This window comes from Photobacterium sp. 1_MG-2023, assembly GCF_030547945.1.
Classification (GTDB): domain Bacteria; phylum Pseudomonadota; class Gammaproteobacteria; order Enterobacterales; family Vibrionaceae; genus Photobacterium.
In genome coordinates, this window is sequence record NZ_JAUORR010000028.1 from 36,644 (window position 1) to 57,376 (window position 20,733).

At 50.6% G+C, this 20,733-nt stretch carries 21 protein-coding genes; 10 read left to right on the top strand and 11 right to left on the bottom strand.

The genetic code is table 11. The features are described from left to right. The first annotated feature begins 4 nt into the window (after positions 1 to 4). Positions 5 to 1,630 (top strand): FAD-dependent oxidoreductase, encoded by a 1,626-nt coding sequence (locus Q4579_RS19060; protein WP_303566318.1) that lies wholly within the window; start codon positions 5 to 7, stop codon positions 1,628 to 1,630. Between the two features lie 50 nt (positions 1,631 to 1,680). On the opposite strand, the gene def is transcribed toward Q4579_RS19060, so the two are convergent. The 4 genes from def to maiA form a co-directional block, all read right to left on the bottom strand. Beyond that, positions 1,681 to 2,193 carry a peptide deformylase gene (gene def / locus Q4579_RS19065; RefSeq protein WP_303566319.1) on the bottom strand — a complete coding sequence of 171 codons (513 nt, stop codon included), beginning with the start codon at positions 2,191 to 2,193 and terminating at the stop codon, positions 1,681 to 1,683. Between the two features lie 270 nt (positions 2,194 to 2,463). Continuing rightward, positions 2,464 to 3,750 (bottom strand): fumarylacetoacetase, encoded by a 1,287-nt coding sequence (gene fahA, locus Q4579_RS19070; protein WP_303566321.1) that lies wholly within the window; start codon positions 3,748 to 3,750, stop codon positions 2,464 to 2,466. Positions 3,751 to 3,858: 108 nt separating this feature from the next. Then, on the bottom strand, positions 3,859 to 4,392 hold the full coding sequence (locus tag Q4579_RS19075) for a VOC family protein (protein ID WP_303566323.1): 534 nt from the start codon (positions 4,390 to 4,392) through the stop codon (positions 3,859 to 3,861). Between the two features lie 75 nt (positions 4,393 to 4,467). Further along, positions 4,468 to 5,091, bottom strand: coding sequence for a maleylacetoacetate isomerase (gene maiA / locus Q4579_RS19080; protein ID WP_303566349.1), 624 nt, complete (start codon positions 5,089 to 5,091; stop codon positions 4,468 to 4,470). 277 nt (positions 5,092 to 5,368) lie between these two features. Between maiA and Q4579_RS19085 the strand changes: the two genes are divergently transcribed. From Q4579_RS19085 to Q4579_RS19100, 4 genes are read left to right on the top strand one after another with little or no spacing between them, the layout of a single operon-like run. Further along, positions 5,369 to 6,400 (top strand): TRAP transporter substrate-binding protein, encoded by a 1,032-nt coding sequence (locus Q4579_RS19085; RefSeq protein WP_303566324.1) that lies wholly within the window; start codon positions 5,369 to 5,371, stop codon positions 6,398 to 6,400. After that, the gene (locus Q4579_RS19090) at positions 6,400 to 6,915 is read left to right on the top strand and encodes a TRAP transporter small permease (protein WP_303566325.1); all 516 of its coding nucleotides are present in this window, start codon (positions 6,400 to 6,402) and stop codon (positions 6,913 to 6,915) included. The genes Q4579_RS19085 and Q4579_RS19090 overlap by 1 nt, the downstream gene beginning before the upstream one ends. Continuing rightward, positions 6,912 to 8,216, top strand: coding sequence for a TRAP transporter large permease (locus tag Q4579_RS19095; protein ID WP_303566326.1), 1,305 nt, complete (start codon positions 6,912 to 6,914; stop codon positions 8,214 to 8,216). Before Q4579_RS19090 ends, Q4579_RS19095 begins: the two co-directional genes overlap by 4 nt. A gap of 10 nt (positions 8,217 to 8,226) precedes the next feature. Beyond that, the gene (locus Q4579_RS19100; protein ID WP_303566328.1) at positions 8,227 to 8,688 is read left to right on the top strand and encodes a MarR family winged helix-turn-helix transcriptional regulator; all 462 of its coding nucleotides are present in this window, start codon (positions 8,227 to 8,229) and stop codon (positions 8,686 to 8,688) included. 216 nt (positions 8,689 to 8,904) lie between these two features. Here Q4579_RS19100 and Q4579_RS19105 read toward each other — a convergent pair whose 3' ends face one another. Genes Q4579_RS19105 through Q4579_RS19115 form a run of 3 tightly spaced genes read right to left on the bottom strand, consistent with a single transcriptional unit; the run spans position 8,905 to position 11,222 of the window. Beyond that, entirely contained in the window at positions 8,905 to 9,384 is a 480-nt protein-coding gene (locus Q4579_RS19105) for a GNAT family N-acetyltransferase (protein WP_303566329.1), read from the bottom strand. Between the two features lie 11 nt (positions 9,385 to 9,395). Continuing rightward, positions 9,396 to 10,415 (bottom strand): S66 peptidase family protein, encoded by a 1,020-nt coding sequence (locus Q4579_RS19110; protein ID WP_303566330.1) that lies wholly within the window; start codon positions 10,413 to 10,415, stop codon positions 9,396 to 9,398. 51 nt (positions 10,416 to 10,466) lie between these two features. Beyond that, complete coding sequence (locus tag Q4579_RS19115; RefSeq protein ID WP_303566332.1) at positions 10,467 to 11,222, bottom strand: YafY family protein; 756 nt, start codon at positions 11,220 to 11,222, stop codon at positions 10,467 to 10,469. Between the two features lie 101 nt (positions 11,223 to 11,323). Between Q4579_RS19115 and Q4579_RS19120 the strand changes: the two genes are divergently transcribed. Next, positions 11,324 to 11,692 carry a VOC family protein gene (locus Q4579_RS19120; RefSeq protein ID WP_303566334.1) on the top strand — a complete coding sequence of 123 codons (369 nt, stop codon included), beginning with the start codon at positions 11,324 to 11,326 and terminating at the stop codon, positions 11,690 to 11,692. A gap of 95 nt (positions 11,693 to 11,787) precedes the next feature. Here Q4579_RS19120 and Q4579_RS19125 read toward each other — a convergent pair whose 3' ends face one another. The 4 genes from Q4579_RS19125 to Q4579_RS19140 all read right to left on the bottom strand — a co-directional run bounded on the left by Q4579_RS19125 (position 11,788) and on the right by Q4579_RS19140 (position 14,955). Beyond that, positions 11,788 to 13,176: an ATP-binding protein gene (locus Q4579_RS19125; protein WP_303566336.1), complete on the bottom strand. Its 1,389-nt coding sequence runs from the start codon at positions 13,174 to 13,176 to the stop codon at positions 11,788 to 11,790. A 163-nt stretch (positions 13,177 to 13,339) separates the two neighbouring features. Continuing rightward, the gene (locus Q4579_RS19130; protein ID WP_303566337.1) at positions 13,340 to 13,627 is read right to left on the bottom strand and encodes a hypothetical protein; all 288 of its coding nucleotides are present in this window, start codon (positions 13,625 to 13,627) and stop codon (positions 13,340 to 13,342) included. Between the two features lie 210 nt (positions 13,628 to 13,837). Continuing rightward, positions 13,838 to 14,512, bottom strand: a complete 675-nt coding sequence (locus tag Q4579_RS19135; RefSeq protein WP_303566338.1) for a hypothetical protein — start codon at positions 14,510 to 14,512, stop codon at positions 13,838 to 13,840. A gap of 38 nt (positions 14,513 to 14,550) precedes the next feature. Next, positions 14,551 to 14,955, bottom strand: a complete 405-nt coding sequence (locus Q4579_RS19140; RefSeq protein ID WP_368502007.1) for a DUF4157 domain-containing protein — start codon at positions 14,953 to 14,955, stop codon at positions 14,551 to 14,553. 195 nt (positions 14,956 to 15,150) lie between these two features. Here Q4579_RS19140 and Q4579_RS19145 point away from each other — a divergent pair, with 195 nt between their 5' ends. From Q4579_RS19145 to Q4579_RS19160, 4 genes are all read left to right on the top strand, one after another. Continuing rightward, the gene (locus tag Q4579_RS19145; RefSeq protein ID WP_303566340.1) at positions 15,151 to 16,179 is read left to right on the top strand and encodes a hypothetical protein; all 1,029 of its coding nucleotides are present in this window, start codon (positions 15,151 to 15,153) and stop codon (positions 16,177 to 16,179) included. Positions 16,180 to 16,190: 11 nt separating this feature from the next. Next, the gene (locus Q4579_RS19150) at positions 16,191 to 17,171 is read left to right on the top strand and encodes a hypothetical protein (RefSeq protein WP_303566342.1); all 981 of its coding nucleotides are present in this window, start codon (positions 16,191 to 16,193) and stop codon (positions 17,169 to 17,171) included. 187 nt (positions 17,172 to 17,358) lie between these two features. Beyond that, the gene (locus Q4579_RS19155) at positions 17,359 to 19,860 is read left to right on the top strand and encodes a hypothetical protein (protein WP_303566344.1); all 2,502 of its coding nucleotides are present in this window, start codon (positions 17,359 to 17,361) and stop codon (positions 19,858 to 19,860) included. Continuing rightward, complete coding sequence (locus Q4579_RS19160) at positions 19,853 to 20,500, top strand: phage tail protein (protein ID WP_303566345.1); 648 nt, start codon at positions 19,853 to 19,855, stop codon at positions 20,498 to 20,500. Before Q4579_RS19155 ends, Q4579_RS19160 begins: the two co-directional genes overlap by 8 nt. The last annotated feature ends 233 nt before the right edge of the window (positions 20,501 to 20,733 follow it).

Sequence of the window (20,733 nt, forward strand, 5' to 3'; positions counted from 1 at the left end):
ACCCATGAGTGAACATTATGATGTTGCCATTATCGGCGCCGGCGTCTCCGGCGTGTACAGCGCCTGGAAACTGAAGAAGAATTTTCCCGGCAAGCGCATTGCTGTTTTTGAGGGCAGTGATCGCGTCGGCGGCCGTTTATTGTCCGTCAAAGCCCCGGACGTGAGCAATATGGTGGCAGAACTGGGCGGGATGCGGATTCTGGATGCCCAGCGTCAACCCCTGATTCACGCGCTGCTGAATGAAATCAATCAGTTTAACTCACTGGCAGATCCCATTGAGTTTTACCCGTTCCCGGTCGATACACCGGTCAATATCGCCTTCCTTCGGGATGTCCGGCTCAGACTTCAGGACTATCAGAACAACCCGCATGCCATCCCGTATAACACCAGCCCGGACACTTTTGCCAAAACGCCGGGGGCCGTGATGATTGAAGCCTTGGATGCCATTGTGCCCGGAATCACCAATCCGGATCTGACCGAAAAACAGCGTCGTGAAATGACGATGACTGCAGAATTCAACGGCAAAATGCTTTACGAGCAAGGCTTCTGGAATGTCCTTCAAGTGGTCATGACCAGTGAGGACTATCATTACTGCCTGGATGCAGGCGGCTATAACTCCACGATGTCGAACTGGAATGCCGCGGATGCCATTCCCTGGTTCCTGACAGATTTTGGCGATAATGTCGAATACTTCGGCTTCAAACAAGGGTTCCAGTCGGTCCCACTGGCATTGGCTGAAGAGTTCCAGGCGATTGGTGGCGAGCTCCTGATGGGGCACAAACTCAGCAGCTTTGAGCAGGTGAACGGCAATTTTGGCCTGAAATTCACAACAGAGCTGGATGTCACGACTTATGATGAGATTCAGTGTACGGCATCGCATATCGTGCTTGCGATGCCAAGACGGTCGCTGGATTTACTGGAGCCCAGTTGCCCGGTGTTGCAGCAGCCCGCGGTGAAAACGCTGACTGGCAGCGTCACACCCAGACCGCTGTTTAAACTGTTCACGACATACCAGTCGCCCTGGTGGGTCGAAGAATCCGGAATTGAGTCCGGGCGAAGTGTAACTGACATGCCCGTCCGTCAGACCTATTACTGGCCGACCAATGAGGGACAACCGGCACTGGAGGGCCCTGCAATTCTGATGGCCAGTTATGATGACGGGGTCAATATCGGTTTCTGGGACGGCTACCGCCAAAAACGCGGCCTGGCCTGGAAGCAGCAACTCGAAGTTTTACCCTTCACTGAAAAACGGGCATTTACGGGCCGACTGCTGAAACAGCAAAACGTCGATCCACAGTGGGCGGAACATGAAGCGCCCGCCGCCATGGTGACCGAGGTGACTCGCCAGATTAACCTGATGCATGATGTGCCACTCTCTGAAACCGCCCAAACGCAGCCTTTACAGGCCGCGTTCCGCGACTGGGGGGATGACCCGTACGGCGGCGGCTGGAACAGCTGGAACATTGGTGTCCAGAGCGATAACGTGGCGAACCAGATCGTACAGCCGCTGCCACAAACGCATCTGTATATCTGTGGTGAAGCGTATTCCCATAGTCAGGGCTGGGTCGAAGGTGCGTTGCAAACCGCAGACCTGATGCTGGTGAAACTGGAATCTCAGCTCGGCGCATAGCGCTCAACGACGGGCTTTGATAGCAAGGCCCGTCATGTTTTATCCTCGGTTCAGGCGGTTTTCGCCATCGCCTTTACCGCTTTCTTTACTTTCTTCATCGCCATCTGACGCTTCAGCGGCGACAGATAATCAATGAACAGATTCCCGCTCAAATGATCAATTTCGTGCTGCATGACAATCGCCAGAAAATCATCGCGCTCGATGGTGATCGGATTCCCGTGTCGATCCAGGGCTGAAACAACCACGGAGCGGTATCGCTCAACATCCGCGTAATAATCCGGCACCGATAAACATCCTTCCTGCCCCATCACCTTATCTGCTCCGCGAGTCACGACAGGATTGACCAGAATCAGGGGTTCGTCCCGTGTTTCGGAGATATCGATAACGACGACAGCTTCTTCCCGGCCCACTTGCGTTGCAGCAAGACCAATCCCATTGCTGGTGGCATAAAGCGTCTGCAGCATGTCATCAATCAATGTCTGTACAGACTCGACATCTGTTACAGGGACAGATTGCTCTTTCAGGCGCGGATCCGGGGCCGTAAGTATGGTTAAAATCGCCATCAGGGTAAAATTATCCTCTGTTGAATCAAATTGATAAAAATAATTGAAGGGGAATAAATATTCCTGCTCGCAGCAAACGCGATCAATCCCTCCCCCTTTTCAAGGGGGAGATTACCATGCACCACCGCCAAATCCACGCACGCTTGTCGAACCCCACCCTGGCCCTCCCCTTGCCTAGGGGAGGGGAAACGCAAGACTTACCCCAAACGCGATCAATCCCTGAAACAATCTGATGAATTCAAATATGTTCCCGGCGCTATTGATGAAAAGTCAGATTGATTTGCTCGGCAGTATTTTTCCGACCGCTTGCCCAAAGCCAACTCGATACGTTGCGGCTTGACTGAAACCGGAAAGGATCAGCGTATCGTTATCTTCGATAAATGTTCTTTGAGAGCCGTCGGTTAATGTTATTGGGTCTCGGCCGTTCCAGGTCATCTCCAACAGCGAACCACAAGAATCAGACGTTGGACCAGAGATTGTCCCCGAGCCGAGCAAATCTCCAGTGCGCATTGCACAACCACTGGACGCATGATGCGTAAGCTGCTGCGCACAAGACCAGTACATCTCTTTGAAGTTGGTGTTGCTGAGTAATGTACTCTGTGTGGCACCCTCCGGTAATAGCTCTACCGACAACTGAATATCGAAGTTTTGTGCCTCTCTCTGCTGAAGATATTCCAGTGGTTCTGGTTCCTGTGCTGGCCCTGGCACTCTAAAAGGCTCGAGTGCTTCTTGAGTCACCACCCAAGGCGAGATAGTACTGGCAAATACTTTGGCCTGAAACGGACCAAGAGGCTGGTATTCCCATACCTGAATATCTCGCGCCGACCAATCATTCAGCAGTACATAACCGAAGATCATATCGTTTGCTTGAGAGGTAGTGATCGAGCTCCCCATCTCGTTACCAAAACCCACGACCGCACCAATTTCGAGTTCAATATCCAGCTTTCTTGACGGCGCGAATATCGGAGCTTTGGCGTCTGGTGCTTTAAGCTGACCAACCGGACGATGAATATCCGTACCGCTGACCACCACTGTGCTCGCGCGGCCATTATAACCAATTGGGATATGAAGCCAATTCGGCATCAGCGCGTTTTCTGGATCGCGGAACATGCAGCCGACATTGGTCGCGTGCTCTCGAGACGCATAAAAGTCGGTGTATTCCATGACTTCAAATGGCAGATGCATGGTGGCTTCTGATTGCAACACCAACGCACGGCTCCGTAGTTGCGCGTCATCGCGTAACACACCATTCCCTATATTGAGTAAGTTAGAAACATCGCGACGCACTCGAGACCAGGCCGCCTTACCTAGCCCCATCAATGGATTCAGTTTACATTGATTGAACACCTGATGTTCCAATGACAACAGCCCTGCCTTTTCAATCAAAGTTAAGTCGAGGATATAGTCACCAATCGCAATGCCAACATGCGGTTGCTGAAGATGCTCTATCGAGAACACGCCAAAAGGCAAATTCTGAATCGGAAACGGACATTCGGGCACATTGGCGCTTTCAACCCATGATTTCAAGCCACTATCGTGTGTTTCGTTTAAGTTCATATGTTGTTCCATCAGGCTGACTTAGTGTGGAAATAATCGGTCACAATCTGTAATTGTTTGGATGGACGATCCGGTGTAGCAATCAGATGAAGTACACGCAAGCTGGCATTATTGAAAGGTGCCGTCATGCATCCAACGTACATGTCCCGGTGCGCGTTTCGTCTCCGCCCACTCATTCAACATGTCCCACTTCGCTTCATCAATCATCCGATTCATCTCATCGGTCGCCGTGTTCACCGCAAGCTCCAGGCGATGACCTGATGGATCGAAGAAATACACCGACTTAAATAGAGTGTGATCTGTCACGCCAACCACTTCAATGCCATCCGCTTCAAGTTTGGCTTTGACAGCCAGCAGCTCTTCTATTGTTTCCAGCTCCAATGCTAAGTGTTGACACCATTCAGGCGTATTCTCATCACGTCCCATTTCCGGGCTGTTTGGTAGCTCGAAAAACGCGAGAATATTGCCAGCACCCGCATCAAGAAAAACGTGCATGTATGGATCAGGTTCTCTTGTCGATGGCACTTCATCCTCTGCGATCGCAGCGAGAAAGTTCATGTTGAGATATTTTCCGTACCACTCCACTGTTTCTTTTGCATCAATACAACGATAAGCGACGTGGTGAATTTTCTGAACATTCATGGTTAACCTCTGTCATTACTCTATTTCGTATACTTTACTTGTGCACAACAGATGCTTTTTTCTATGCGTGCACCGTCATACCGATTTCTCTGGGCTTGCATTGGCGAAAGCGGCTAACGCCAGGCAATTTTGCTCGATCTCGACCATTCTTGGATAAGGTGTTAAATCAAATTCAAAACGGCGCGCATTAAAAAGCTGTGGGACAATACAAACATCAGCCATCGTTGGCTCTGACCCAAAACAGAACGGGGAATCACCCTGGGCAAGTTTGATTTCAATTGCTGTAAACCCCTCTTTTAACCAGTGGTGGTACCAAGCCAACTTTTCTCGCTCGCTGTGACCGAGCGTCGAAGTTAAATGCTTTAACACTCGCAAATTGTTGAGTGGATGAATGTCACACGCGATATCCAACGCAAATGCACGACATTCTGCTTTTCGTATCGGATCGGCAGGGTAAAGCGCAGGCTCAGGATACTGCTCTTCCAAATATTCAATGATTGCTAAAGATTGAGTGATAACTCCCCCGCCTATTTGCAATGAAGGGACTAAACCAGCCGGATTAACATTGATGTATTCCGCACTGTGTTGTGCATCATGCACTAACGAAACGGGTAAAGACTGGTAGGTCAATTGTTTTAGATTCAACGCGATTCTCACGCGGTACGCCGCTGTTGAGCGCATGTAGTCATACAACCTGATTTCCGTTCTTTCACTCATTCCAGTCGCCTTTCACGATGAATTCGCATGCAAAACCATGCAGTAAGTTAGTTTCAACTGAAACCAACTTATACACAAGCAAATCACAAAACGCAAACATTTACACATCATTTGCAACAAAGCGGTTACATTATTGTTGTTTTAATTCAGCCAATGTGCTTTGATTTGCGGGTCACAATGAAATAACGAACCGAAGAACCAAGCAAGTATCACAAACACTCAACAAATAAAGTTACAAAAGTAACAGATGGGGTTGAAAATGAAGAAGCTAGTTTTGACTTTGATTGCTGCCGCTTCAACATACTTTGGAACCACGACTTCCGCCTTCGCAGCTGAAAAAACATTAATCATTAGTTCTTGGGGTTCACCCAACCATGGAATAAATACTTTGGTTTGGCCAACCTGGGGCAAATGGGTTCACGAAGCCACGGAAGGAAGAGTTGATATCCGGATTGAGCACAATATGGCACCACCACCAGCACAAGCGGATATGATCACGGATGGCGTTGCAGACGTCACATGGTACTTTCATGGTTTTAAACCCGGACGTTTTCAATTGACGACGCTCCCGGAAATCCCAACTTTTTCTAACACCCTCTCATCTGAGCAAGCTTCAGCAGCTTACTGGCGTGTATTTGATAAGTATCTGAAAAGTGGTAAAGAACACCGTGGCACTGTGGTACTCGGCGTTGGGGTTCATGGTCCGGGCACGATCATTACCCGTGAAAAAGTAAACTCATTTGAGGATTTAGACGGGAAGAAAATGCGCATCGCGGGTGAAGTGATGTCTGTGCTCGGTAAGAAAATAGGCGTCGCTCCGGTTGCACTTCCTCCCACTAAAGTTTACGAAGCCCTATCCCAAGGTGTGGTGGATGGCGCATTCCTGACTCTAGAAGCGTTAAAAAGCTTCCGTCTGAATGAAGTCGCCCCAAACGTCATCACCTTCCCGGGAGGTTTGTACCGCGGGAGCTTCAGTATCTTGATGAACCCGGATACGCTGGATAATTTATCCGAGAAAGATCGCGCAGCCGTACTGGCGGTGTCAGGTGAAAAGCTGTCTCGTCTATTTGGTCAAATGATGGACCAAGCTGACCAGGCCGGTGTAGAAGATACACTGGCGAAAAACGGCAATATCCGAGAAGCATCACCCGAGATGATCTCTCAAGCGAAACGCTACGCAGAAGGGTTAGAACAAGCGTGGTTAAAAACTGCAAAAAAACGCCGCATCAGCAACCCAGAAAAAGCCTTGGCGTACTATCACGAGCAAGTTGAGCTCCTTGGAGCAGAGTAATGAACCCGACCTTTTCTGTTCTTAAACGATTACGCCAGTTACTGGGCGTAATCGCTTCATTAACACTCTTTAGTATGCTTGTGCTCACGGTCATAGATGTGGTCGGTCGCTATTTCTTTCATCGTCCTTTTCCCGGTGGCGTCGAACTGATTGAGATGATGTTGGCCATTGTTGTCTTTTCCGCATTTTCGTTAATCACATGGAGCGAAGAACACATCTGTGTCGACTTGTTGGATGACTGGTTTCCGGTATCACTGACAAATCTGCGCCAAGCATTCATCAACCTATGCAGTGCGTTCGCACTCGGTTTAATCGCTTGGAAAATATGGGGGCTAGGTGTGCGTTCACTTTCTTATGGTGAAACCACCGATGTGCTCGAAATTCCTATCGGCTATGTCATATGTTTTATCTCGTTCATCGGCTGGATTTCGATGGTTATCGCTTTGGCATTGGCATACCAATACTTGTTTAGCGATGCACCCGTTCGCAATACCACTCAGGAAAATGACTCATGACGGTAACTTTAGTGGGATTTACAGCCCTCCTTATACTGGTTTTATTTCGTATTCCGTTAGCCTACGCGATGGGGATCGTCGGTTTTGTTGGCTTTGGCTTTCTGGTCGATTTTAACTGGTCTGCGACATTATCAATGGCGGCACGACGGATCATAGACACCGGACAAGATTACAGTCTGTCTGTGATTCCATTGTTTGTATTGATGGGCAATTTGGTCAACCGAGCGGGGATTTCACATGAGCTTTACGCTGCCAGCAACGCTTTTGTTGGCCATCGTAAAGGCGGATTATCCATGGCAACTATCCTCGCTTGCGGCGGCTTCTCAGCGATTTGTGGCTCTAGCCTGGCAACAGCCGCCACCATGTCGAAAGTTGCAATGCCACCAATGCGTCAATACGGCTACCAAGACAGCTTGGCTGCCGCATCTATTGCTGCAGGTGGTACGCTCGGGATCCTGATTCCACCAAGCGTCATGTTGGTCGTATACGGGCTTCTCACTGAAACCAGCATTCGTGAACTGTTTGCTGCCGGATTAGTACCCGGTCTCTTGGGCGTGGTGTTGTACTTGGTCGCGGTTCGCTGGACAGTGCACCGTCAGCCAACCATGGCGCCCCCCATGGAGAGAGTGCCCTGGCCACAGCGCCTCATTGCGCTAAAAGGCGTGTTTTCAACCATCGCCCTATTCATTCTGGTGATGGGGGGTATTTACGCTGGTGCGTTTACGCCTACCGAAGCGGCGGGCATCGGTGCTGCGGGTGCATTACTGATCGCCATGGTGAAGCGCGCGATCACCATCAAAGTGCTGCATGAAATCCTGCTCGACTCTGCTAAAACGACTGGTGTGCTGTTTAGCGTGGTGATTTCAGCATTAATCTTTTCTAACTTTATCAACCGCTCTGGGTTTACCAACCAACTGTTGGAACTGATTACCAGTATGAACATGGCACCATTTATGGTGATCATCGCGATTATCTGTGTCTACATTGTTCTGGGTTGCATCTTTGAAAGTATGTCTATGCTGCTGTTAACCGTACCGATCTTCTTCCCACTGGTGGAAAGCATGGGCTACGACCTTGTTTGGTTTGGGATTCTTGTGGTTGTCGTGACAGAGATCAGCTTGATCACGCCACCTGTCGGAATGAATGTTTTTGTCCTCTCTGGTGTGGTGAAAGATATAAAGACGAAGATAATCTTTAAAGGTATCATCCCATTTTGGACAGTAGATATGATTCGATTAGTACTCGTTGCACTGATTCCAGCATTATCATTAGCTTTACCACAGTGGCTTTACAGCGGTTAATTGAGGGAACATGGGACAATTTGCATTTTCACTGGACAACTTCTTACCTTACAAACTGATACAGACCTCCGAGCAAGTCTCAGAAAGTCTTGCAACGCTGTACAAGAGAGAATTTGATATTACCCGCTCAGAGTGGAGAATCATCGCTAACTTAGCGGCACGTGAAAATGTGATTGCCCGTGACTTATCCGAAATAACAAACCTTGATAAAGTAAAAGTGTCACGCACATTAATCAATCTCGAAGACAAAAAGCTGATTCAGCGCGCCAAATCAGAAAACGATTTGCGCGCGTCTAACATTAAGCTAACCAAGGAGGGGTTAAGCCTTTACCAGCGCATCGTTCCGCTAGCAATCGCATGGGAATCCCAGATTCTTGATGGCTTAACCGCGACGCAGTATCGCGATCTTTGCCAAACGTTGGATGCACTGAGTAAATCAGTTGCGACGTTAACTCAACTGAATTCAGAATAATCGGCCACGCATTTGGCCCAGGTTGCCCGCGGACGTCATTCAAAAATGGACCTTGCATCTGCGGCAACCGCCTTTCTAATCAAAAACGACATCTATATTCCTTTCATTCAATCGATTCACGCTTGTCGAACCCCACCCCTTACCAAGGAGAGGGAAAGCGCAAGACTTACAACAAATTCGATCTGTCCCTCCCCCTTTTCAAGGGGGAGGGGGAATTCAAAGCGTTGAAAGCAAAGATTTTTCCATCGGGATGCAGGCCAGCTGCAAACCGCCCGGCGATTCATACACCGAAATCTCATCACCCACAAAGCCGCAACGCCGATAAAACGCCGCTGCATTCAAGGTTGAATCCAGCTTCATCGCTGGCAAACCCGCTTCACGCGCAAGTTGTTCAAGATGACGCAGCATGGCCTGTGCCACGCCCTGTCCCATGAACTCAGGCACCACAAAAATAGCATCGACCATCCCGTCGTCCACATTGATCATGCCGCTGGCAATCACACGCTGCTCTGATTCAGCGACAAAAAATGCCCGCTCGACGTCGGCGATAAATCGCGCCGACATTTCCCCTTGTGTCCAGAGCGCCAACTGCGCTTGAGAATAATCAGCCGCACATTTGGTCCAGATTGCCCGCTGTCGTAATTCAAAAATGGACCTTGCATCTGCGGCAACCGCCTTTCTAATCAAAAACGACATCTATATTCCTTTCATTCAATCGATTCACGCAACCAAGCCCCATTCAGACGGATACTTTCCCGGTCAAAATCGATTTCAACCTCAGCACCAAGTGGCACCGTTAACATGGGGTGTGTATGACAACTATCGAAACCGGCCAGAATCGGGACCGACTGCCCATTCAGAATTTCCTGTAAGACATCAAGCGGTGTTCTGCCTGTCCCTTTATCATTGAACAGCTCATGTTTCCCCAAAATGATGGCCGATACTGTATCGAATACACCGCATAGTTTCAGATGCGCAAAGGCGCGTTCGACCGTCTCGATCCCCTTCAGACTGTCTTCAATCAGCAGAATATCGCCGGGCTGAAGGTCTGGCATAAACGGGCTGCCCCAGATCCCGGCCATGGTGTTGAGATTCCCGCCAATCAAACGCCCCTTGGTGACCCCTTCGCCCAAAAACGCCCACCGATTCGGACGGCAAGTTTTCGGTTCAGACTGTGTTTCCCAGTCCAGCATTTGATCCGTCCAGACCGGTGGCATCTGATATTGATAGGCCGACTTACCCGACTGACACAGCACCTCAAAAAATGAATCGTAAGTTTGCTCCACCAAAGGCGGCAATTCACCAAAAGAAGCCACCAGCGCAGGTCCGTAAAAAGTGATCAATCCGGTTTGGGCATAAATCCCCATCAGCAATGCGGTGACATCTGAATAGCCGATAATGATTTTCGGATCCCGCTTCAGGGCTTCGTAATCAAGATAAGGCAGCAGCGCATTGCTGTTATTGCCCCCAATCGTCGACATCACACACCGGACTTCGGGATCACGAATCAGGGTGTTCAGCTCTTCTGCCCGAGCCTGAACAGAGCCGGAGCGATAGTGATCCGAATGCCCGGTCAGACTGCCGGCTTGCAGACGAAACCCTTTTGACGCCAGAAATTGCTTCGCTCGTTCATACCGCTGCGGCGCAAACACGGTGACGGGTGAAGACGGCGAGAAAAAGCCAATTTTATCCCCCGGCTTTAAAGGTGATGGGAATAGGGTTTCCATGCAGTAATATCTGTCCTTGTTTTGTATCGCCAATCACACCGATCAGCGATCCTATTTTTCTTTGTTCAGTGCACCATTGAGCAATGTTGTTTCATTGCGCGTCATTCGTGACATCTTTCTTTCAGAGCGCTGGGGGGGAGCCAACTGCTGGGCCTGCCATTCCCGAAACAGATCATGGCGCCGCTTTGGATAACGCTGATCCAGCAGCATCGCCTGGCGGATTCTGTCGGTCCGAAAATGGCGAAAATCCTGCCGGGATTCACACCAGGCCGCCAGAATCCGGCCGTCCTGAAAATACCCGATTGCAAACGGCCAGATCACCCGGTTAGTCGACTGACCGCTTTGGTCCTGATACGTAATCGCCAACTGGCGTTCCAGTTGAATGGCTTTGCGCAGCAAAGATAAATCTTCATCTTGCAGTTTTACGGGCGGGCCGACCCGCAAAGGCACTTCATTGGCCCCCGGCATCACATCCGAAGGCAATACAGCAGTCACTTTTGCCAAAGCTTCCTGAGCCGCGGCCGCTAAGGGCTGATCGGCAAAGGTAGAGACCCACCGCATCCCCAGCATCAGTGCTGCCACTTCCTGCTCTTTCAGCATCAATGGCGGCAGAAAAAAACCGGGTTTCAGGACATAGCCAATGCCGGGCTCTCCTTCAATCTGCGCCCCCTGCGCCTGCAACGTGGCAATGTCCCGATACAGTGTTCGGATACTGACATTCAGCGCTTCCGCCAGAAACTGACCGCTCACAGGATGCCGATGCTGGCGGAGAATTTGCAGAAGCTGAAGTAAACGTTCGGTTCGCATATGCACTCAGATTAAAAGACCTTAACATACTGCCATTTTCTGACAGTGTCACGGGTTAATCTGAGTTCATTCCCAACCCACAGACACAAGAAAGGAAAGTTATGTTGACACCTAACCTATTGTTATTTTATGTAAAAAGTCCTGAAACCAGCGCCCAGTTCTATCAGACACTCTTCGATTGCAAACCTTCAGCCGTGCTGCCGACCTACGCAGCATTCGATTTCGAGAATGGACTCAGCCTGGGACTCTGGTCTGAAGAAGCCAGAAACTTTGTATCCGGAGGAAACGGACACCGCAGTGAGCTCTCGCTTATGGTGCCGGAAGACAATGAAGTGATCCGATTATATGAACAGTGGCAGCAACTGAATGTCACCATTGAGCAGCCTTTGCATGAAGCGGTGTTCGGCCTCACCTTTGTGGCTCTGGACCCCGACGGGCACCGGATTCGGGTATGTACACCGGACGATTGATGCACAAAGCACTAAAAATCATGGTCACTCCGGTGGCCATGGATTGTTTTCCACAACCCGTTGTTCGAGACAGCGCAGACATCTGAAGCAACCCTTCACGGATGCGATTGAAAAAACGCATGCTTGCCTGCAAAACGCGTCGCTTGCGCCTGAAAGGTGGTGACCTGACGAATCCCGGTCTGCAGTTCATCCAGACTGACGGCCGATGCAGAACGGCTCATGGCTTTTAAAGCGGCATAACGCACCACATTCACAATCTCTGCGCCAGTCAACGGATACTGGCTGGCCAGCTCGCTTAAATCGACATCCGCCCCGCGCTTTGTTGCCGGGAGTGCGTGTTCCCATAATGTCAGACGTACAGACGCATCTGGCAGTGGGAAATGTACCGTCGTTTCGAAACGGCGGAAAAAGGCACTGTCCAGATTTTCCTGCAGATTGGTGGCCAGAATAATGATCCCGGTGAACGATTCAATCCGCTGAAGCAGATACGCCACATTCTGATTTGCAAACTGATCGTTCGCCCCCGCGGTTTGTACCCGTTGGCCAAACAGCGCATCCGCTTCATCGAAAAACAGAATCCAGCCCTGCTGCTCTGCTTGCTGAAACAGTCGCGATAAGTTTTTTTCTGTCTCCCCGATGTATTTAGACACCACCGCAGAAATATCGACCCGGTAAACGGGCCGTTCATGCTTTTTACCCAAAAGTGCCGCCGTCATCGATTTACCGGTTCCGGGGGGACCGTAAAACAGTGCCCGAAATCCTGACCTGATTTTTCCGGCCAACTGCCATTCAGATTCAAGCGCATGCCCGAAACAAAGCCAGAGTTCAATTTCATCCAGAGCGCCCAAGACCGCCGACGGCAAAACCAGTGCCTCCCACGTCAGCGGAGTGGTGAGTAAACTGGCATACCGCACGGGTTCCTTCTGTGGCAGGGGTGCATCCGAACAGAGACATGCAGCGACCACGTCCTCCTTCAGCCGGAGTTTTTGCCACAGGCGAGACTCGCCTTCTTCTGAACTTTCCACCACAAACAGCGGCAATACATCGGTTTGAAACTGTCCCGACAGCACCTGCAACGCCAACCGCCGGCTCTGTATTGGATCGTCTCCCAGCAAAGAAGCGAGCGTTTGACCCGTCGGCCACAAGGTGCCCTGAAATTCGGCAAATCCCAGTTCACTGAATGGCAGTTCCTTCTCTTCATAAGATTGCAGAAGATGTTCCAGCATCTGAGGCAGCACAATGGGCACCAAACCCAGACAAACGACCAATCGGGACTGCGCCGAGAATTGGCAGGATCGGATGAAATCCGCGTAAGGCCCTGAATAAATTGAAAGATCCGGTGCAGATAAACTCGAATGAGCCGGTTTGTCATCCAGTCGCGCCTGAAACAGTGCCTGACACCAGGCGAGTTCAGCGCGCAACCCCTCATCCTGCGGGTGAGGCCGGGATAGTGAGATCGGAAATTGTTGAAGTGATGTCATCATATCTTTGCCTGTTCCCTGGCCAGAAAAGTTGGAGTGCTGAAAAAGAAAGCCAGCGCCATTCCCCTGTTGATCGCAATTCCAGGATGAGGCTTTACTTTTTTCAGCACTCCGGATCAAGACGTCTGAAATGCAAACAATCAAAAGTCATCCCGTCCGTCGGAGATTATTTTTTGATGCCATAGGTGTCGTAATCGATCTGTATATCCACCGCATCTCTGGGAATCGTGCCGTTGTTTTTCAGAATGGCAATCACTTGACTGGTGTAATCGACCTTGCCTTTGGGATGGCTTTTGGTGGTCACGATAACAGTGTCACCTTTACTGGCTTCCCGAAAATAAAAATCGATTTTTTCTGGATTATTGCCCAGTCGATAAGTCCCCTCTGCAGACTTCAGACAGACATCCGTTCTCTGACGCTGAGCAACCCCTGGCACCTGTTGACTTTGATTCAAGCCTACCCGCCCCAAATTTATCCACGAATTGGGTCGGTTTCCTGTATTCAATACCCGAGTACCCGCCATTTTTACAGGCTTCATTTCACTCGCAGACTTGAACCCTGAAGTCCGCTCGGTTCGATTCATTGTTGCAAACATCGTCATTTCTCCTTTCACTTATCATGAATGATTCAAACAAAACCTTGACTGTAAAATCTCAATTTTCAATTAAATAAAAATGGGTGATCGTTCATTTCCCCCAGGCTGTAATCCGCCAGTAAATCTTTTTCTCTCTTGATGCATTCCCGGCATTCCCAGTACGGCTTCTAGTCTTGCGACGCCATCATGTAAAGAATTCGCAATATTTGGGTTATATGGCATATCAAAATATTTCCCGCCACCATCCCCGGTCGAATGATCGGCGATGAATAAGTTTCCGCCATACATGGCAATACCATGAATTAATCGATCAACCGCATTGTTATAGTCATACAGGCTATGACCGACTTGGTTCAAACTTGGCGTTCCTAAGGCTTGCGCAATTTGATTTATCTTCAATAAAGCCATATTCCGGTTTTGCTCATTTTTCATGATTGATATCAGGCGGTCCCGAATCCAGTTATATGGCATACAATGTTTCAGTGTTCGATTGCTTGCATTTCTCTCTATATTTCCATCAGGAATGGCCGAACTTGGAACATTTGAGCCACGATCAATTTGTACATCAATGATTTGGGATTGTGATTCATAATTATGATCATTCACAGTTTGTGTGGCAGCTAAACACTGCGCAACACCCTGATTTGAGTTTCGATATCTTTTCAAATGTGACTTTGGGGTTTGATTTGCCTTTTTAGGAGATTTCGTCTCATAAACATACATGTTGTCTTCCTCTTGATTCATTCAGAGACCCATGCGATGTGATGCTGAAATGACATCACTCACGCGCTCGGGCCGCCATAACCCGCGCGTACCGCCTGTTCGCCAAGCCAGGTCGCATGGGCTTCCAGGGCTGGGTCATCATTCACAGCCACCCCATTCACCTGCATGGTGGGCTGAACCATTCCCTTGGCTTGCTGAATAATATGTCCCAATTCATGAGGCAGGTGATGTTCCTGCCCCGGGGCCAGATATATATTCCAGCCCTGAGCATAAGCATGGGCTTGTAACTGACCGGGTTTATCCGAGTGATAAAACACGCGAACTTGTTTCAGATTGATACCAGTTATTTTTTCCATGCCACGTCTGAGTCGCGCAGGTAATGGGTAAACGCAGACCGATTTCATTTTTTTTGAATCACATTTTCCTGGAATCGATTGGGAGAACATAGCCACTGTTTCCTTCATTGATTGTCGGCACTGAATTGAATGTAGTTTTCTCTGAATGTAAAAACCCGGACATTCAGCGGTATTATTCAGCCGGAATTATCAATGGATTCACTTTCCTGACTTTCACTTAAAAATAACGGGATTCCCCCGAATGTTTCACCGGGTTCAGTTTTATGCTGAAAAGACACCCGCCACTTCAGAAAGGAATATCCAATGTCTGCAACCGAACAGCAACAATCTCAGCATGCGGATCCATCCCAGGCCCAACATCCGGCACACCCAGAGATGCCTCATGCAGCACCTGGACCAGCGCCACAACCGCCCTTGCAGCGCGCAGAAGTTGACACGGCACCCGCACCGCCGGAAGTGCCCTCTCCAAGTTTCGAGCCTGTTTATGTGGCCGGAAAATTACGGGTCGAGTTTCCAAACAAGGGCCTGGAAAAAGAATGTGAAGCGGCCGCACAGGAAATATCAGCCAAAGAGAATCGCAACGTCGCCCCCTATCAATACGGCACGATTTTTGGCTATATCGACAAACAACCCGGTTCAGAACAGCGCACCAAACCCTACCGTTATCTGGCAGAAAATGTGAATTGGATTCTGTCAGTGGATGAGCAGGAAGCCTATATTATTCAACCACACAGTATTGTCGAACTGAATGAATTTATCAGCTATCTGCGCAAACTTGAGCAAGAGCAGGCCGATCAATCCACAGAATTGCTCTGTGTCATCGTCGGCGTGAAAGAGTCCTCGAGTCCTGTGGATGCAGGCGAGGAAATCTGGCTGCCTGTAGTGCAGTGCAACCATATTTTTGATTTTGACCCGAATCCAGCCGTCATCTTGCGAAAACTGGGCCAGAGCGGGGAGAACACCACCACCAAGGCCATCGCGAATCTGCTGAATTTGCTTCGAGTACGCCAGAATCTCGGCGCCAGTGATTTTGAACGGGCCCAGAACTTTCTGGCTTTCCGTTATCCGGATATTTATGAAACCCGGACTTCCGGCATGCTGGTGTCTGGCGAAGGCAACCACACCATTCAAAAAGACACCGAAGCATTTCTGCTCAGTATTGAAACGCAATATTCGCCCAGCGCAGCGGAAACCACCCTTGTGGATGTGATCTTCAACTATCAGCGCACCATCAGTGGCAGACAATTCAGTTACTTTGCATCCGTCGATGTATCCAGCCTGTATCCCTTTCTGCAATCACCGCTGAGTGATTACATTCCCACGCATGGTTGAGGAGATATTCTATGCTGAGCACCCACTTCACTCCCTTGCCAAGCATCGCTGCGAATGCTTGTTACATGCCAGTTCAGCGCACCACTGGGGATCTCCCATTCACGGTCGACGCATTAGCGACGGATGTTTATGCCGTTGGCAAACTGATGGCAAGATGGCCCGACAAGAGCATTGAACGAGAATTTCGCTGCGCTTATGCCGTAATTGAACAGTACGGCAGCAGCGGAGACATGCAAGCGTATCGCACCCAGTTTGCCCCCTTCTGGCCCGATTGTCTGCCCAAACAGCCTGCGCCCATGTCGCTGCAACAGGCGCAGGCCAAGGCCCTGCACATCATCAATACGGTGCTGGCTTCCCGCGATTACCGCTATCTGGCCAAAATGCTGGACTGGCAGTTGCAGGATATCTACGGCAATCCGATGTACCGTCTCGTGCCCAGTGAATACAACATGCAGATGCTGATCGACACCCTGGCCCGCAGTGAACAAAACAAGGACAGCGAGCGAGACACAGTCAATGCGCTGATTGTGGGCCCATTGCTCCCGGACTCGGGGGATCTCAGCCTGTTACGCATCAATAAATTTCATGACGTCAACGCCCGTGCCATGGCGCGCCAGGGTTCCGCTTCCGGACGACCGAACTCCGGCGCTGACGACGGCTTGGTACAGATGATAGAATCCTACCTGCTGCTGGCCCGATGTACTGGCATGACGGATGAAGCCAGAGCCCTGAATTATCTGCTTTGCTATGGTGAAACCTTCTACCGGAAACTGTACCGGCAACGCAGCCAGAGCTACAGCCAGCTGATTCACCTGATCAGTATTGATGCCAACATCCAGTATGTCGGCGAACGGACACTCGTCAGTGTGATCTTTCACTATCAGGACAGCAAAACCAGTGCTGTGGAGTCCTGGGCATCCACAATTGATGTCACGGACGAATTTCCATTCACCGTGAATCCGTTTGAACCTTATGTGGCTGTATTCTCCTGATGTCACCCCGTTGTCCCGGCCGTTCAGGTGATCCCATCACCTGAACGATGCCGGATTTCACGACATCTTGCCTCTGAGTTGATCCCACTTTCATCATACCGCCTGTAAACCGCCGCAGTTTGCACGATTCTTCCGGCTCAGTTTCCCGCACGATAAACACTCTGTACCTGATAGAGTGAGTCACGTTATGAGCAATCCATCGGAACTTGGCCATCTGCTCAGCAGACAGGTCACCACATCCTATCAACAACTGTTTCCCTATCTGAACATCGCCCCCGTGCCTTCGGTCAGTCCTTTCTATCTCGATAATGCTTTCTTTACAGTCCCTCCCAACGTCACGGCTACTGAGGACTATCAAACGCTGGCGAGCCTGAAAACACAGGGCGAGCGCATCGCGATGGAGCAATGGGCGGCCAGCTATATTTCAGGCACCCCTTTCACGCCGCCATCAGAGGGGGCACAGCCTGTGGCTGACAGCTCAACCCAGGCAGCATACCTCAGCCATCCTGGCGAGTTGCCGCCGCCGTTTCGTTTGATAGACGAATCGCAGATCGATGCGCATGCTTCCCCGTCTGATATTCAGAGTTTCATCGAATCCAACCCGACCTTGATGGCGCAGCTTGATCAAGCCAGTATTTCCGTCTGGCTGAGTGTCATCGCCCTGAACATTCAGACCGATTATGAGCTCGCCTGGCTTGATTTTTTAATCGCCCTCTTACGAAAAGTCCATGTGATCCAGCGAGCAGCACAACAACTTCAAAAACACGAGGAAATCAGCGATCACCTGCTTGAAATATGGTGGCAAGCCAGCCTGAATCTGCCCGTCGCCATTTTTCCGCTACCTCCTGTCAGCCCACCCACCGGCACGCCATCCTCCAGTGCCCGGTACTATGCGTTGGGCACGCTGCATATGATTCAGTACAAACTGTCGGGCTACAGCTTGGGTGAACTCCAGAAAGTCGAAACCGTCCTGCAGGGAGAAACCCGGGAGCGGCGTTCCCGGCAGAGACACTTGGAAAAGACCCAGAATCAGACGCAAACGAATTCCCGGCAGGATCAGGGAACAACACAGCAGTTGTGGGATAAAGATCTCAGCAGCTATGTGGCACAGGTCCTCGCAGAAAGAACCCAGACCACCAGCTTTCAGGATTATCAGACCAATTATTCAGGCGCGGCTCCGAACACAACCACCACGGGCGGCTGGACCATTGTCGAAAGCCCCACAGGTGACGAAGGAAAGAACCAGCAGCAATTTATCAGAAAAGTATTAGATGAAGCGCAGGTAAAAGCGAGCCAGACCGTGGATGAGATGCGGCAGAATCGCGGAGAGCAGGAGCTGGAACAGACTGAAATCAACCGATTTCAAAATCATTCAGACAGCGCAATCAACGGGTTTTACTACTGGCTCAACAAAAAATATGAGGTGATCGCTTCAGACAGCCAGAAACGGCTACTGATCGAAATTGACTGTCCAATGCTGGCCAGCGACATCGATATTCTTGCCGAGTTACAGACCTTGCTGAATTTTCAGAAACCCCAAACGCTCGCTCAGTTGGGAATTTCGTCTTATACCGACATCAGCGGCAATCTCAGCGAGCCCAGCAGCTATCTCAACCTGGCTGCGCAATATCAGCTTCCAGAGGTGCCGCCGCCGCCCGTATCGCCGTATGCCGTTTCGGCCAGCCTGAAGAGCACGCAAGCGGTGTCTGCACTCAATCTTGCGCTACCGCCTGGCTATGTCCTGCAAAGCGTTTCCGTCAGCGTTCAGTCGGCTGTCGCTCAGTCGTATACAGTGACCGTCGCGGATCAGAGCCAGCAAATCACTGCGGACACCACGCAGCCTGTCACCTTCGACTTCTCTGCCGCGCAAGGGAGCGCTCCAACCGCTTCCGACACTCAAACCACAACACCCGCACTCAGCAGCGAATTCAACCTTGCTGTCATCGCGACTCCATCGCAGCCACAGGATGCGTCCACCCCCTCAGAGAACCTGAGTTATACCGTGAGCGTGGTGGCGACGCTGGTTTGTACGGAGGCACATTTCAGCCAATGGCAATATGACGTTTATCAACTACTCAACCGCGGATACCACACGCAATTTTCGACCTATCTGAACCAGCTCAGCGAGATCCAGCACTGGCTCGACAAGCACTGCACCCCCAAAACGTTTGCCCTGTTGAAGCTGTATCTGATCAAACAAGGCATGCAGGCGCTCTATCTGCAGGCGATGTCCCATGTCCAGTCTGATCCCAGTTATCCGCAAGAGAAACTGCCCTTCTATCAGTATGCGGAAGAGGCGTTAGACTGGGATCATCTCAACCTCAGAATCATCACCACGCGGGCGGACGATCAGTCCCGAATGATGTCTCAGCTCCTGTCGAACTTAGATCTGCACCTGTATCTTCAGAACCTGCTGGTCGCGGACCGGGTGAAATTACTCTTGCCGGTCAAAGTCGATTATGTGCTGCGGTTTCTCTACTTTCTCGACACGGGCAAAATCTGGCATGGAGAGGAGACGCTGACGCCCATCAATGCACCATCGCTGGCGATTGTCAGTGATTATAAGAAGCTGCTTCGCATGCCGGACGAGCGCCAGCAAACCGAGACCTGGACCATGACACTGCCCACCGCAATGACCGTGGTTTCTGATGAAGATTTACGGGATATCGGAGGTCATCTTGATGATTAAACTGCCACACATTCAGACCAGTGCATCCGCGCAGGCCGCTCCGCTGCGCGGCCTGATTGTGCCTGAGCCCCCCGAGCATCCTTCACCGGGACAACTGACAACCCTGGGCATGCCGGTTGGCTCAGTGATTGCCTTTGCCGGTGAAATCAGCCAGCAGCCCGGTCCGCATCAGACCAATCTGATGATGTTTGACTGGCTGCTGTGCGACGGCACTTTGGTGAACATCGCGCAGTATCCGGAATTATTCGGCGCTTTAGGCGTCCGCTATGGCGGAAACGAATCGCAGGGGCAATTCCAGTTGCCGGATTACCAGGGCACGTTCTTACGCGGGGTCGACAGCCAGAACAAACAGTCTGGCAGCACAGAAAACCGGACCGCACCAGCAGGAGGCAACGCCAGCGAGGTCGGCTCCACGCAGGATTACGCCATGCGTGAACACCAGCACAATTACCAGTTCCGGCAAACAGGCACGGCGACGCCGACCGATCCACCGACCGCCTTTACACTAAGCGCCACCACGCTGGCAAAACAAACCACAGATCACCCTGATGTGGCTGCCGTCAACGTCAGTTCGAATGAAACCCGCCCCGTGAACACCTTTGTCTATTGGCTGATCAAAGCCAGGCCAGACCGACATTAACCCAGCGCGCCCTGTGCCAGCAGGGCGTTTCCTCAACCGGCAACACTCAATTTCGTCATTTGCGCTTCTCCCCCGTCATTTCCGCGCAGGTTTGACATGAGTGGCAGAAAAAGGAATCGTGACTCAAACTTCATATAATTCATACAATTACCGTCATCCCGCGAAGGCGGGAATCCATAAAGCGCCGGGTTAAAAGCACGCGAGCATCAGAATTGAACAAATAAACTCACAAC